Below are 13,981 nucleotides of genomic sequence, written 5' to 3' on the forward strand. Positions count from 1 at the left end.
AATGCACACCATAATCCATCATACAAATCCCTTAATCAAATAGAACATTGAAAAAAATTATTAGGTTCATTCAACTAATCAGAGTTACCGATATCCACGGACTTGCGTCCGAGGTTTCATTTACATTCCTGATTACTCTTTTCCCATTAATCGTCGTGTTTGTAAGTCTTCTAAGTATATTCCAAGATTCAAAAACAATTAATCTATTAACAGAACAAGTTGGAAAAATTCTACCGGATCCTATTTTTCTTCCCATAGAAAAAAGTGTCGCAAATCTAACGAAAATTAAAAGCTTCAAAGCCTTTGCTCTCAGTTTAATTTTTTCAATCTTTACTGGATTCACAATATTTGCCTCAGTTTCCAAATCGATTCGTAAAATTTACGGACTAAAGGAATCAGTTCCTCTTTATAAATCGATCTTGGTATCTATGAAATTATTTGCAATTTCGGCAATAATATTTATTATATTATCATATTTGATATATGGAATGTACACCATGGAAGGTTTTTTATTTAAAAAGTGGAAGTTCACTTATTTGAGAAAAAATCCAGAATTTTTTATCGCGCCAGTCAGCCTAATTTTTCTATCATTTCTATTCGCAACTATTTATCGACTCGCATCACATAAGAAAATACCATGGAAGTTTCATTGGTTCGGAGGTATTCTTGCAAGTATGCTATGGGTTCCAGTGAGCCTTGGTTTCCAATGGTATCTCCAATTCAAAAATTTAACAGTAAATTACAGTTATGCATATGATCTGATCTCCAAGATGGTTGTCTTAATGCTCTACACATATTTAAGTTTTACTTTTTTTCTATGGGGTGCTGTCTGGAACCGCGTGGGCTTTGAACGAAAGCGATTCCCTTTGAAATATGCTCCTAAGTCATAGACGCTTGGTACGAATTTTTATAAAACCAAATCCTAAACCGTAAATAAAATTGAAAGCTAATATACCTAAACCAACCATCCATGTAAACGGTGCTTGGAATCTATAAGTAATTAGAAACAATAGAGCTATACTTAAGAATAACACAACTGGGAAAAAGTTCTTCAATTTCAAATCGGGCTTAGGAATATTTAAAATTTCTAGAAAAAACAAAGCAACCATTGGTCCAAATACATAAGATGAAAAAGTCAAGCCTAGCTCGACAATACTAGACTTAGTTTTTTCATCTAGAAAAAAGGGCAAAAGAGAGGATGAAAGTAATATACAACCCCAAAAACCTGTTAGAGCAATTGTAGATATTTTTTTGAGCCAACTAAAATTTAGATCAATCTTTGTAGTAAGAGCTAAAGAATTTAAAGTACTTGATAAAGTTGACATAGCACTTGCGAAAACTCCTGCAAGTATAAGACCCCTAAATGGCGAAGGGACTGAGTTCACAATGTATTCAGAAAAAACTCGATTCGGCATACTGGAATTTGGTAAAGCGTGAATCAGGTAGGATCCAATCAGGAGAAATAAAACAAATTGTACAAATACAATAAATCCTGAACTAATTAACGCTATGCGACTCTCAGCAAGTGATCTGCAAGCAAGTAATCTTTGCACGATCATTTGGTCTGTCCCATGTGAGCCTAGACTCAACAATATACCACCTGGTATGGAGAATAGAAAAAAATACGGATCCCAATTGCCATCATCTTTTCGCATGGTGCTGTGAAAAATATTCCAGTTTATTTCAATATTACCATAATCCATATAAAGCAATACTATACAGATTATTCCACCAGCTAAATAAATAAAGAACTGAATAAAATCATTCCATACAACTGCCTTAAACCCGCCATATGCTGAATAGAAAATAGTTGATAAACTAATAATGATTAAACTGATTATCGATATTTGATCGAAACTGTATTCTTCAGGAAAAAATTGAAATAATAAAAAAGATAAAGGAAGGGATGCGGCATAAAGTCTAACCCCATCTGCCAGAATTCGAATTAAAGAAAAAAGAGCAGATAAACTTTTCTGGGAATTTTTACCGAAAACATCTCCTATCCATTCATAAATACTTGTGTATTCTTTTGAAATATATTTAGGTAAAATGTAAATAGCTGAGATGATTCGCCCAATGATCATTCCAATTGCAAGTGAGAGAAATGAATAATCACCCACATAACTCAATGCTGGAATCCCCAAGAATGTTAGAGTTGATGTCTCTGTAGCAACCAATGATAAACTGAGAACCCACCAAGGTATACTTCTACCACCAAGAAAATAATCGTTATTCGACGTTGAATGATTTTTGAAATAGAAACCTAGTCCCATGGTTAGGACAAAAAAAGCTAAAATGATAATTAGATCGATGTACAAAATGAATTTAACCTTAGTTGATCTGATTAAGCATAAAGATCAAGCGGAGGATTATTTATAACAGTTCGTAAAATATCGGACCGAGTAATTATGCCCTTGATCTCATGATGTGTCCCAAGCACTGGTAGACAACCGATTTTCTGATGAAACATTACAGAAGCCGCCTCCCGAATTGGGGTATCTGATTGCGCAGATAAAACCTTTCCTTTCATGAATTCTGCAACTTTTGATTCAAGCGATACTGAGTCAGCTAACAGACGCAATATGTCACGATCTGAGATAATCCCTATAAGATTGTTTTTCCGATCAACGATTGGAACATGCCTGAATCTTTTTTTAGTAAAAAAATTTCGAGCATCTTCAATTGAAGAATCCAAATGTAATGTTTCGACATTCTGAGTCATAATCTCATCAACATATTTAATTGGGTCGCCAGGACTGGTCGGATTCGAATTTGCTTCATAAGATTTTGCTACATAATTTCGTGCTGTATACGATTTGCGATCCGTCTCCGAATCCATTAATTCAGCGCTGATTGCTTTCGAGTCTTGAATGGATCTTACTTTCGGAACTGTTGGATAGAGCTGGGCTTGCGGATGATATGGTTCGGATACACCTGTTGAAACCCAGATAAAAACCATTTATCTAACGATTGTTACAGAGCAATGAGCATGATGAACAACTCTGTCTGAAACCGACCCCACTAGGAAACGACCGATTGGAGATAGTCCTCTAGATCCTATTACGATTAAATCATACTTACCTTCATCCGCAACTCGAACGATTTCGTCTGCAGCATAGCCTTCCATAACTTTCCTATCCCAACGAATTTCACTTCCATCTAGAATTGGATGTACTTTTTCGAATCTTTGCTCAGAGATCCATTTTACTCTATCTTTACCTGGAGGCGCTGCTTCATAATAGCCAGGTAGTGGACCAAAATCTTCCACTACTTCTAAAACGGTCAATTGAGCTGATGATGCCTTAGCTATTGCAATGCCCATTTCAAGTGCTTTCTTGGAGCTCTCTGAACCATCAATGGGAACAAGAATTTTCTGAATCAGTTTATTCATAGATTCCAAGTTTTGATCTTTTCAAAGATATTGCAAGGCAATTTCCAATCGTTAACCTACTGCCATTACAAGATTGGGTTCAACTTCTTCATCCATTGTAGGTACAGCATCATTGTTTCCTAAGTAGCATTCTAAAAATTTTCCATAATCCTTAGATTTTCCTACTTCACTTATAGGTTCACCGTCAATAACTGCAATTTTCCCATTCACAAGTACAGCTTGCACGGTTTTATTATTCCTTCGAACTAAACGTACAAAATTTCCAAATTCAGGCATTGGTGCTTCACAATCCGTTCCTAACTCTTGATTCAAAAATTCAGGACGGACGATTACTATATCAGCTCTCTTCCCAATCTCTATATGACCTGCATCTATGCCCAACCAATCTGCCAATTCTCCAGTAACTCTAGAAATTGCTTTTTCCATTGTCATAAATGGCTTCCCTGCAAGTTCTGCATCCCTCACAAGCTTAAGCAATCGAAGCGGAAAATTATAATGGGCCATTCCACGTAAATGGGCACCCGCATCACTAAATCCTATCATAACATCCGGATGGCTAACAATTGTTTGAAGCGGTTCAAGCCGGTCATTAGCGATCACGGTATACCATCTTATATCATTTCCATACTCTGCACATAGATCTAGAAAACAATCGACGACATGTTGTTTTCTTTCTTTAGAAACTTCGTAAAATGATTTACCAACCAAGGATGCATCTGGACATTCCACGATTTTAGAATCGTTAAAATCTCTATGGAAAATTCGAGGTAGAAAAATATTAGTCCATTGTCTGCGAAACCAAGATCTGTATTTTGAATCTTGCAATAATTTTTTTCTTTCGACCATATCCTGTAAATGTATTGCTGCAGTTCCTGCTCCAAATTCCTCAAAGACCACTACATCTACTCCATCCGCATACAAATCAAAAACTTCAGGCAAAGACTGATATTTAAAATCCGCATTAAATAATTTATTTAAAATTCTAGAAAGAGCACCTAATAGTTTATAAATGAAGCGATTGCTTTTGACATCCATCATTGATATAATTGTAGTTTTTAATTTTTTCCGAAAAAGTCCTACGCTTTCAGCCATAAAAAGAACAAGGTTGTATTTCGATGAGACATTTGGTACACCTTGAAAAATACGTCCCCATTTACGCAGTGTTCGATTGAAATGTCTATACTCTGACCAATTAGCAAAAGTTGAAGGAAGTGGTCTAGATCGAAACCTTTTGCCATCCATTTTATCCCAAATCAAAGTGTTGATGCTCATTCCCATATAACCTTCTTGAAGAGCATCCTCAAGTAATGCGTTCATTTTGTCCATTTCCTGGCGTGTTGGCTTTACACCTTTCGTTAGAGATCTTTCAAGACCCATCACATGAGCGCGTAAGCAAGAATGGCCGATAAAAGAAGTTACATTTGGTCCAAGTGGAAGTGAATTGAGATGATCTTTATAGGTTCGCAGACTATTCCAATTTTTCACTTTTTGAAGTAAGGGAAGAACCTCTTCTCTGGGAATCGCTTCCACTCGGCTGAACATATCAGCCAAATCTTCTGGTGTTCCAAGTGCGAGACTAAGTGAACAGCTTCCCAATGATACAGTTGTCACACCATGTCGCAAAGACTCTGTTAGACCAGGAGCTGCTTCTATTTCAGCATCATAGTGAGTATGAAAATCTATAAATCCTGGCATCACCCAATTGCCGTTTGCATCAATAACTTTCATCGAATGATTCTCAGGGATCTCATTGGTTGTGATCATCTGAATCACACCATTGCTAATAAATATATTGGATTTTTTCGGGGGAGTTGAATCCCCACTGAACACAAGCCCGTTCTTGATCAAAACATCCATGGTCTCTGACCTCCAGATAAAGCTGATTCTATAAGGTCTTGTTTTATTTGTCAAGGACGTGGCAAAAATAAGTTCTTGCAAAAATCAATTAGCAGTTTCATACTTGGAGGACTATAAATTCGGACATTGGAAATAAATAATGAATAACAATAAATCTATTCGGTACTTTTATGATCTCTTGGTTGATGTTTCTTCAAAAAATCCAAACAAGATTTCATTTCGTAAGAGATCAACTGATGGAAAAAGTTTTCCGGGTATCAGTTTTTCTGAATTGAAGCGAAGGGTAGATGGAATCACAGCTGGATTCATTGCGGATGGAGTGAAAACGGGCGATCGTATCGCTTATCTATGTGACGCAACAACTGTTTGGATACAAGTTGATCTTGCAATCATTTCAGCTGGCGCTGTGTCCGTTCCTCGAGGAACCGATGTAGTTGATGATGATATAATCTATATACTTTCTCATTCTGAATGTAGATTCGCTGTTGTTCAGACTGCAAACGAAAAGTTGAGATTGGAAAAATTAAAAGACAAACATTTTCCAAAGTTAGAAAAAATTTATGTTTTGGAATTAGAAAAAGCAGGAGAGATCGCAACGGGAGCGGGGACTATTGAAGAACTTAGATTGAAAGGAGATAATTCCCTTGCACAAGATCCTTCTCTAATTCAAAATAGAATCAAAGAAACCAATCCTGACGATTTAGCAACATTGATTTATACAAGCGGAACAACTGGTTCCCCAAAAGGAGTTATGCTCAGTCAGACTGGATGGATAACTGCAATAACATCTGTTATTGCAAGATTGAAATTTGAGCCAGATGATCGAGGAGTAAGCTTGCTTCCACCTTGGCATGCATTTGAAAGAGCAGTTGAATACGCGATTCTTGCCCTTGGAATTGATTTTACGGTTTCGAATATGGGAAATCTAAAAGATGATCTTCGCGATTTCAAACCAACAATATTTCCATCGGTTCCTAGAATTTGGGAATCAGTGTATTCGGGAATTATGGGAAGGATTACTAAGGCTGGTGGAGCAAAAGAACGAATATTCAAATTTGCTCTAGCAATCGGGATGTTCTGGGCGAAGCAAAAATCTATTTTATTAGATTATGATACACAAATATTGCGTATCAATCTAATTGTATCCGTTCTAAGGAAAATAATTTCTTTAATCTTACTCATACTCGCTTCCCCATTAAAACTTTTTAGTAATTTAGTCTTCTCACCTATTCACAAAGCATTGGGTGGTCACCTAAGAGTTTCGATTTCTGCCGGAAGTGCACTTCCAAGTGTAGTTGATAATTTTCTTTCAGCTATCGGTATTAAAGTTTTGGAAGGTTATGGTATGACAGAGACTTCGGCTGTTGTTTCTATTCGGTATATGGAAAAGCCAACTAAGATGACTGTTGGCGTTCCGATAGATGGCTATGACATAAAAATAAAAGATGATCAGAATCGTGAAGTGACGAAACAAGGTATGAAAGGTACGCTTTGGATACGAAGCAAACAGATTTTGAAAGGATATTATAAGCGTCCTGAGTTAAATGATAAAGTTTTTGACAAGGATGGATTTTTCGATACTGGAGATATAATGTTGATTACTCATAGAGGCGAACTTATGTTTGCTGGACGTGCTAAGGATACGATCGCGCTTGCTGGTGGAGAAAATGTCGAACCTATCCCAATTGAAGATAAATTGCATTCTTCCAATTTTGTTGACCAAGTAATGGTTGTAGGTCATGACAAAAAAACATTAGGCGTAATCATTGTTCCTAAATTTGAAAATGTGATTTCATCAATTCCGAATATACCAAAAGATCCAAAACTTTGGAATGAAAATAAAGAAATCAGAAATCTTTTCAAAACAGAAATCACAAGTTTGATTTCAAAAAACAATGGATTTAAGAATTTTGAACAGATTCCAGGAAATTGTTTTTATCTTTCGCCAAGACAATTTGACCCAGATACGGAAATGACAAGAACATTAAAAATGAAAAGAAATGTTATCCAAGAAAATTTCCAGAAAGAAATTGACGGGATGTATCGCAACTAAATGAATTTTTGGGATCCTTTTATACTAGATTCAGACAGTGAATTTTATAAATCTGTTTATGATTTTGCTCGAGATAAAGTCCTCTCAACCGCAGAACACCGAGATGAGAATTGTATCTGGGACGATAAACTTTGGAAAGAACTTTCCAAGGCTGGACTAGCCGGATTACCTATACCTTCCGAATTTGGAGGCCAGGATGCAAGTTGTTATCAATGCTGCCTTGCAACGGAAGCATTTTCAGCTGCATGTATTGATGGAGGATTTGGATTGAGTTGGGCTGCTCATATGATCATTGGAGCTATGCCAATTGTTTTTCAGGGAAATTCAGAGCAAAAGAATAAATATCTACCCAAACTAGCATCAGGTGAATGGATTGCAGGACTTGGTCTAACAGAAGCATCTGCTGGTTCCGATGCTGGTTCGCTAATTACTAGAGCCGAACCGGTGGATGGCGGATACTTAATCAATGGCTCAAAGATGTATATTACGAATGGACCTGTTGGACAAGTTTTTATCATCATGGCAAGAACAGGAGGTAAGTCGAGAGGCCCAATGGGAGTGTCCGCTTTTATTGTAGATTCAACGAGCAAAGGATTTACGGTAAGTAAAATTTTGAAAAAACTTGGACATCATACATCAATGACTGCTGAATTGATTTTTGAGAATATGTTTGTTCCTGAAGAGAATCTTTTGGGTCCACTCAATTCTGGATTTATGCGAATAGGCAAAGCGACCTTAGAGTGGGAGCGAACGGTCTTAATTGCGGGTCTTGTAGGTGCTATGGAATATACTTTAAATGTAAGTTTAAAATATTCGAATGAGCGTATACAATTTGACAAACCAATATCTTCCTTTTCTGCAATTCAAGAGAAAATTGTCCGCAATTGGATCTGGATGAACTCTGCGAGGATTTTGATTCATAGTGTCGCTGAGTCCAAAGATCAGGGTCATTCAAAACCTCTAGAGAGCTCTGTTGTAAAGGTTTTCACATCAGAAGTTGCGGAAGACGTTGCAAAAGAAACCATTCAGTTGTTTGGTGGATATGGATTTATGAAAGAGTTCCATATTGAAAGATTCTATCGAGATGTGAAGTTAGGGACTATTGGAGGTGGGACTTCTGAGATTCAGAGAAGTATCATTGCAGCTACTTATCCAGGAAGTCAAAAATTTATTGCGTCCTTGAGCAGTCTGTCTGAATTATTTGAACCGGAAAATATGGATGCAAACTCGAAAAAGGAATCTAATAATTTTTGTAATTTAAACTTAGATAAAGTGCGAGATGATTTGCAAATTGAGATTCCATCCAAAGTTTTAGATTTCTATTCTCTTGCTATAAAAGCAATCTTAGATTGGAAGGATGGTCCTCATAAACAAAAAAGTCAAGCTATAGAATTTGCCTTTGCAGATTTCATCATCATTCTACTTGTCATTGATCGATTTATTAAATCTTTAACGGTTTCTATGGATCAAATAGATATATCTAACCAAAGCGAACCAAAAGTTCAAAAGCTTAAGGCTAATTGGTATACTACAGTAGATCAGATGCGAGATCTTGGTATCCTTATGGAAATTCTGATTGAGAAATATTTTCATTCACTAAGATTACTTGCCTCCTCCTCAGATTTTATAAAAGCTATATTAAGAAATACTAATCAAATCACTGACTGGGAGAAGCAGATTGGTGATTGCTATTTTTTCTTAAATGAGAGAAAATAAAAAACTGAGAAACAAATTTAAAACTCTAACATAAAAGGAATGTCCATGTACAAAAGAGGTAAATCGTTCGAAGAAATCGAAATTGGTGAGACTGCATCTTTTACCAAAACTATAACTGAAACAGATGTGTATTTATTTGCTGGAATCAGTGGGGATTTCAATCCACTTCATGTGGACGAAGAATATGCGAAAACAACTTCTTTTGGAACGAGGATAGCACATGGAGGTCTCGCAGCTTCCTTACTTGCGCCTGTATTGGGTATGAAGTTGCCTGGAATCGGAACCATCGCTCTTGAGACGACGACTAAATTTCGTAAGCCAACCTACTTCGGTGATACAATTACTTGCTCTGTCGAAGTTACCGCCAAACAAATTAAAATGAAAATGGTGACAATGAAGATTCTATGGACCAATCAAAGAAATGAAATTGTATGCAAAGGGGAATGCAAGGTTATTCCGCCAAGCTCTCTTCCAGAAATTCCTTAATCTCGTCTAGTTCATTCAAATCTTTCACTTCTTCAAGAGTCTCGTCACCTGATGCGTCTTCTCCCAACCGCATAATTAAGAATCCACCATGATCTGAGTTGAGATCTGGAGATTCCAAATTGATCAGATCATAGTCTGCTTCATCGATCGGGATTGCTACAAGATATTGATTGTCGTCAATGGCAAAAGATGTAATGATCTCAACGCTATACTCTCGACCTCTATCATCTCGAAGTTCTAAAATCTCTTTCTCATTTGTAGAAAAATTTTGAAAAGGATCGTTAATCATGGTTAGGTTGAAATTCCTGAGGCAAAGAGTATTTTTTATTATTATTACAATTTTTACAACAAGGAACCAAATTGGCTTTGATGGAAGTTCCTCCACGATTCAGTGGAATCAAATGATCCATAGTGAGATCGGCGACTTCAAATTTACCTCGACAATAATGACAGATTCCTGATGCTCTTTTATTCTTCCACCAAATAGTCTTCTTAAGTTCTTTTGCGATCCGGCGTTCCTTCTGGATCACATCATCGGAAACAAAAGGAATAAATTCGTCAGGAGCGTCGTAACTCTTCATGGGTCTTGAGATACCAACCAGCTAGATCCATAAGCGATACAATACCATTTACAGTTCCCTCATCAATGATAGGAATGGAATGGATCTGGTAATCGACAAAAATTTTCAGTGCATCAATAAGATAGGCACTACTTGGTAGGCTTAGTAGATTTTGATTTTTGACTAATTCTTCAACGGTGGTTCGTAACATATCAGCATTGCTTTCATTGAATGTATCTTCGTAAGATACCTTCATAAGATCATATGCTGAGATCATATATTTTGGTTTTGCGTCTTTTATAACAAGTAGTGCATGTAAACGATTCTCTAACATGAGGCGGCTTGCTTTGCCAATGAGATCATTGTGATCAATTGTGATCACAGTTTTATTCATAACATCTTTTACTTTTACTTTGAGCAATCTTTCGGATCGTGAAATTTCTTCAGGGTTCATAATTTCTCCTAGAACTTGAATATACCTTTCTTGACCAATTCAAGTTGAATATTGGATTGGATACGAAACTTAATGTTTTCTGCAACTTCTCGAACGAATTTCTCATTCTTAATATCTTTTTTGCTGTATTTCTGAAATGATATCGGTGGTAGAAATTTAATTTTCCATTTAGCTGGAATAGGCAAAAGATTGAGTGGAATTGGAATTTTGGCACCTAAAGACTTCTCAAACCAATCAACAGTACCTAAGTTGATATAGTTCTCTTCTGCTCCTAAGATACAGACTGGTACAATTGGACAATTCGTCATCATTGCAAGAGCAATAAACCCTGGATTAAACTCTGTCAATTGATACATCTTAATCGAAGGTTTAAAATTCCCATGTTCCGCTTCCGGAAAAATAATCATCAATTTATTCTTCTTTAGATATTTTATCGCCTTTTTGAAGTCAGGTGGAAAAAATCCAAGCTTAGATGTCCCAGATCGGAAAAACTCGTTGGATTCCCAGAAAGCATGCGCCATTGTTCTAGGGATTCTCTTGAGTTGCTTAAAAATTTCGTAATGAAGAACCGCCGCATCCCAACCTAGAATTCCGCTATGATTGGGTACAAGTATAACTCGACCTGACCTCGGGACATTCTCCAGTCCTTCAACTTCAAGCATTGTAAAATCACGAAGGTGCTCTGCATACATCCTCGGCAATGCGCGAAATAAAATATATTCTGGCGACTTACCGAATAGTTCATGCCATTTGGGTATGTGGAAAATATCTCTGATGACTGGCTCCTGATTCTGTGTTCTATAAACTAAGTTGTCCCTAAATCTTGTAAAGGAAAAATTTCTGTGAAAATAAACGGCTTAGGGAAATTCTGATTTTGTGTCATCTCGATTGATCTATTTAGATAATTTACGATCATTTGCCCTACTATTAGGACTTGTTTTTCATACTGCTATTGTCTATGCGGAATCCGTTGGTTACGCAATCAAGTCAACAGAGCGTTCGGAAATTTTTGACCATTTTTGTTTTTTTATTCATTCGTTTCGAATGCCGCTATTCTTCTTTCTATCAGGTTATTTTTCCGAAATGGTATGGTGTAAGAAGGGTTGGCGGGACTATTTAGAAACCCGTACAAATCGTTTACTGATTCCATTGATCGTTGGACTTATACTATTTGCACCCATACAATACTATTTAATGTCATTGATTAAGGCAGGGTCAAAAACTTATTTCGAATACTTTTTTGAATTCTTTAGTTTCGCGGAATTCGGATTATCTCATCTCTGGTTTTTATATTATTTGGTGATATACTGTTTTATTCTCGTTCTGATTCAATTTCTAACAAAACTATTACGGTTCAAAATTAAGTCGCCGAATATGTATTTATTTTTGTTTTTTTCTATAACTTTTTCTTTTGCTCTGGTCGGGAATGCTGTTTTCCCAAAAGGATTGAGATATCTATGGATTGATCCGTATCTATTTATTTTCTATTTTAGTTTCTTTTTTGCTGGAATTCTAGCATATAAGAATTCAGCCATATTCAATGACGATTCCATTGGTTTATGGTGGAAGGTTGTAATTTTTGTTTTAGGTTTCGGATTGCTTGCTCTATTCGAATATTCAGAGAAAACAGATCCGCTATGGATGAGTTTTTTCTGGACAAAAGGATGGATTCGGTTTTTTCATTTGTTGATTGCAAGTCTTACGGCTTGGGGGTTTATTTATTTCTTTATTGAATTTTTTAAGAGGTTTTTTCAGAAGGAAACAGCCGTTAGTGTCTATTTGCGAGATTCTAGCCTCCCAATCTACTTAATCCATCATCCAATCTCCCTTGTCATCGGATATTTATTGTTATATATCGATATACATCTTGGGTTCAAATTTATCTTTCATACTATTTCAGTATTCTTATTCAGTTTTGTAATCTACGACAGTATAATTGTCAAATCGCAGATACTGCGCAGATTGTTTGGCATGAAAATGTAGATTTATACCAACCTAATTTCAACCTTCCTAAATTGTAGCATACTAATGAAAAGTATGCTACAATGGAATATTCAAATATATTGATATACGAATTAGGTAATTCTACATAGAAGAAACTGCTTTGCTCGCGCTCGAAAGTGCGGCTTCCATTGTTCCTGGCACTTCTCCAAGATGTTCTCCGGCAAAATAAATTTGGTTGTGCGGAGTGGCAAGTTCCGATCGAATCCCAAATGTAGAAGGCGAGAATAATGATACGGCATTGCTTCCAAATCCAACTCTAGTTATATTGATTGTCTCAACAATGCTAGGCTGGTATCCTGAGATGGAGCGAAGCAAAAGATCACGTCCGATTTCTGGTGTTGATCGATCAAGAGATGACGCTCTTCCTTCCGTTGATAGAGTTGTTATAAAACTTTTGCCCGACGGAATTACCCAATCTACAATACCATTTCCTTCTTGAGGACTTAGAGGAGGGCTTACGGCCGAGATAATATCTTTCCTAATTCGACCGTAACCAATTCTAAGTAGGCTGAATATTTTCTCTCGAGGAAGACCCGGTTCCCATTGAATATCTGCGATCGCACTCGTCGGTAAGGTGCAGATTACTTTTTTACTTCTTACAACTAGACCAGAAGCTAGTTCAACTTGTACGCCGGCTGAGGACTGAGAGACTTTGATTGCTTTTTCTGAAAGTAGAATCTCTTCAGGTGTAAAAAATTCTTTTAACTTTGTAACTAGACTTTCTGCTCCATTCTCAAATCGTCCAAGATTCTGAAAGAGTGACTTCTTGGATTCGATGCTCGATAATAAGAATTGAGAAGAAATATTCTTAGACGACTCGCCATAGAAAGCCTTCACTACTTTATCTAAATCATCTAATTCTCCATCGGAGAAACCTTGGTATTTGAGATAACGATAAAGGCTAACTTTATCCAGTCCTTCTGCGACATTGTCAGGACTTTTGGATTGAAAAGCCACCAATTTATTCAAAGAACTTCTTGACTTCTCGGACAATCTATTCTCATCCCACAAGGAAATAATTTGATTCCAAGATGGTCTAACAATCTTTAACTGAAGTTCTTTTGCAAGACTATGGATTGTGCTTTGTGAGTCACCAACCCATTCTCCACCGATATCACCAGTAATCCCTCTAATGGGATCGTTATAGGTCATCACCCTGCCGCCCAGTCGAGGTGATGCTTCAACAATTCGTACTCGAACTCCTTTTTTCTTGAGTAAGTAACCGGCATACAATCCAGACAGTCCACCGCCCAAGATGATCACGGTGTTTGTAAGAATTCTTGAAGATAGATTTGGATCTGCTGGAACTTTTTCGGCTGAAGTTTTTCTTGGAAAACCTGCGATCAATGGTATGGATAATAATCCTAATTTTTGTAAAAATGTTTTTCGATTCAATTTCATTAGATTTCCTTTGTAAAAACAAAAATCTCCCAAAAGAGATTTTTTCCTTTGCATTCTTC

General features: G+C 36.6%; 14 protein-coding genes. 5 read left to right on the forward strand and 9 right to left on the reverse strand.

All coding sequences use genetic code 11. The features are described 5' to 3' along the window. The first annotated feature begins 47 nt into the window (after positions 1-47). Positions 48-890, forward strand: coding sequence for a YihY/virulence factor BrkB family protein (locus O4O04_RS05250; RefSeq protein ID WP_272534660.1), 843 nt, complete (start codon positions 48-50; stop codon positions 888-890). On the opposite strand, the gene O4O04_RS05255 is transcribed toward O4O04_RS05250, so the two are convergent. Genes O4O04_RS05255 through O4O04_RS05270 form a run of 4 tightly spaced genes read right to left on the reverse strand, consistent with a single transcriptional unit; the run spans position 885 to position 5,248 of the window. Further along, positions 885-2,318, reverse strand: coding sequence for a sodium:solute symporter family transporter (locus tag O4O04_RS05255; RefSeq protein WP_272534661.1), 1,434 nt, complete (start codon positions 2,316-2,318; stop codon positions 885-887). The genes O4O04_RS05250 and O4O04_RS05255 overlap by 6 nt on opposite strands. Positions 2,319-2,344: 26 nt before the next feature. Beyond that, positions 2,345-2,959 (reverse strand): CBS domain-containing protein, encoded by a 615-nt coding sequence (locus O4O04_RS05260; RefSeq protein ID WP_272534663.1) that lies wholly within the window; start codon positions 2,957-2,959, stop codon positions 2,345-2,347. Then, the gene (locus O4O04_RS05265; RefSeq protein ID WP_272534665.1) at positions 2,960-3,391 is read right to left on the reverse strand and encodes a universal stress protein; all 432 of its coding nucleotides are present in this window, start codon (positions 3,389-3,391) and stop codon (positions 2,960-2,962) included. 51 nt (positions 3,392-3,442) lie between these two features. Continuing rightward, the gene (locus tag O4O04_RS05270) at positions 3,443-5,248 is read right to left on the reverse strand and encodes an N-acyl-D-amino-acid deacylase family protein (protein ID WP_272534666.1); all 1,806 of its coding nucleotides are present in this window, start codon (positions 5,246-5,248) and stop codon (positions 3,443-3,445) included. A 139-nt stretch (positions 5,249-5,387) separates the two neighbouring features. Here O4O04_RS05270 and O4O04_RS05275 point away from each other — a divergent pair, with 139 nt between their 5' ends. From O4O04_RS05275 to O4O04_RS05285, 3 genes are read left to right on the forward strand one after another with little or no spacing between them, the layout of a single operon-like run. Next, complete coding sequence (locus O4O04_RS05275) at positions 5,388-7,301, forward strand: AMP-dependent synthetase/ligase (RefSeq protein ID WP_272534668.1); 1,914 nt, start codon at positions 5,388-5,390, stop codon at positions 7,299-7,301. Next, the gene (locus tag O4O04_RS05280; protein ID WP_272534669.1) at positions 7,302-9,017 is read left to right on the forward strand and encodes an acyl-CoA dehydrogenase family protein; all 1,716 of its coding nucleotides are present in this window, start codon (positions 7,302-7,304) and stop codon (positions 9,015-9,017) included. It abuts the gene before it with no gap. Between the two features lie 45 nt (positions 9,018-9,062). Then, positions 9,063-9,503, forward strand: a complete 441-nt coding sequence (locus tag O4O04_RS05285) for a MaoC family dehydratase (RefSeq protein WP_272534670.1) — start codon at positions 9,063-9,065, stop codon at positions 9,501-9,503. On the opposite strand, the gene O4O04_RS05290 is transcribed toward O4O04_RS05285, so the two are convergent. Genes O4O04_RS05290 through O4O04_RS05305 form a run of 4 tightly spaced genes read right to left on the reverse strand, consistent with a single transcriptional unit; the run spans position 9,469 to position 11,209 of the window. Beyond that, entirely contained in the window at positions 9,469-9,792 is a 324-nt protein-coding gene (locus O4O04_RS05290) for a DUF1292 domain-containing protein (RefSeq protein WP_272534672.1), read from the reverse strand. The genes O4O04_RS05285 and O4O04_RS05290 overlap by 35 nt on opposite strands. Then, positions 9,785-10,084, reverse strand: a complete 300-nt coding sequence (locus tag O4O04_RS05295; protein ID WP_272534673.1) for an HNH endonuclease — start codon at positions 10,082-10,084, stop codon at positions 9,785-9,787. The genes O4O04_RS05290 and O4O04_RS05295 overlap by 8 nt, the downstream gene beginning before the upstream one ends. Next, positions 10,062-10,517: a CBS domain-containing protein gene (locus O4O04_RS05300; protein WP_272534675.1), complete on the reverse strand. Its 456-nt coding sequence runs from the start codon at positions 10,515-10,517 to the stop codon at positions 10,062-10,064. Before O4O04_RS05300 ends, O4O04_RS05295 begins: the two co-directional genes overlap by 23 nt. 8 nt (positions 10,518-10,525) lie before the next feature. Beyond that, positions 10,526-11,209 (reverse strand): 1-acyl-sn-glycerol-3-phosphate acyltransferase, encoded by a 684-nt coding sequence (locus O4O04_RS05305; protein WP_272534676.1) that lies wholly within the window; start codon positions 11,207-11,209, stop codon positions 10,526-10,528. Between the two features lie 184 nt (positions 11,210-11,393). Here O4O04_RS05305 and O4O04_RS05310 point away from each other — a divergent pair, with 184 nt between their 5' ends. Beyond that, entirely contained in the window at positions 11,394-12,500 is a 1,107-nt protein-coding gene (locus tag O4O04_RS05310; RefSeq protein ID WP_272534677.1) for an acyltransferase family protein, read from the forward strand. Between the two features lie 102 nt (positions 12,501-12,602). Here the strand turns inward: O4O04_RS05310 and O4O04_RS05315 are convergent, their stop codons facing one another. Next, positions 12,603-13,922, reverse strand: a complete 1,320-nt coding sequence (locus tag O4O04_RS05315) for a flavin monoamine oxidase family protein (RefSeq protein ID WP_272534678.1) — start codon at positions 13,920-13,922, stop codon at positions 12,603-12,605. Between the last annotated feature and the right edge of the window lie 59 nt (positions 13,923-13,981).

This window comes from Leptospira sp. GIMC2001, assembly GCF_028462125.1.
Taxonomy (GTDB): Bacteria; Spirochaetota; Leptospiria; order Leptospirales; family Leptospiraceae.

Excerpts from the sequence above, each read along its gene's own strand:
- O4O04_RS05265 (WP_272534665.1), bottom strand. The coding sequence starts at position 3,391 with ATGAATAAACTGATTCAGAAAATTCTTGTTCCCATTGATGGTTCAGAG.
- O4O04_RS05290 (WP_272534672.1), bottom strand. The coding sequence starts at position 9,792 with ATGATTAACGATCCTTTTCAAAATTTTTCTACAAATGAGAAAGAGATT.
- O4O04_RS05295 (WP_272534673.1), bottom strand. The coding sequence starts at position 10,084 with ATGAAGAGTTACGACGCTCCTGACGAATTTATTCCTTTTGTTTCCGAT.
- O4O04_RS05305 (WP_272534676.1), bottom strand. The coding sequence starts at position 11,209 with ATGTATGCAGAGCACCTTCGTGATTTTACAATGCTTGAAGTTGAAGGA.
- O4O04_RS05285 (WP_272534670.1), top strand. The coding sequence starts at position 9,063 with ATGTACAAAAGAGGTAAATCGTTCGAAGAAATCGAAATTGGTGAGACT.
- O4O04_RS05270 (WP_272534666.1), bottom strand. The coding sequence starts at position 5,248 with ATGGATGTTTTGATCAAGAACGGGCTTGTGTTCAGTGGGGATTCAACT.
- O4O04_RS05280 (WP_272534669.1), top strand. The coding sequence starts at position 7,302 with ATGAATTTTTGGGATCCTTTTATACTAGATTCAGACAGTGAATTTTAT.
- O4O04_RS05275 (WP_272534668.1), top strand. The coding sequence starts at position 5,388 with ATGAATAACAATAAATCTATTCGGTACTTTTATGATCTCTTGGTTGAT.
- O4O04_RS05300 (WP_272534675.1), bottom strand. The coding sequence starts at position 10,517 with ATGAACCCTGAAGAAATTTCACGATCCGAAAGATTGCTCAAAGTAAAA.
- O4O04_RS05315 (WP_272534678.1), bottom strand. The coding sequence starts at position 13,922 with ATGAAATTGAATCGAAAAACATTTTTACAAAAATTAGGATTATTATCC.
- O4O04_RS05260 (WP_272534663.1), bottom strand. The coding sequence starts at position 2,959 with ATGGTTTTTATCTGGGTTTCAACAGGTGTATCCGAACCATATCATCCG.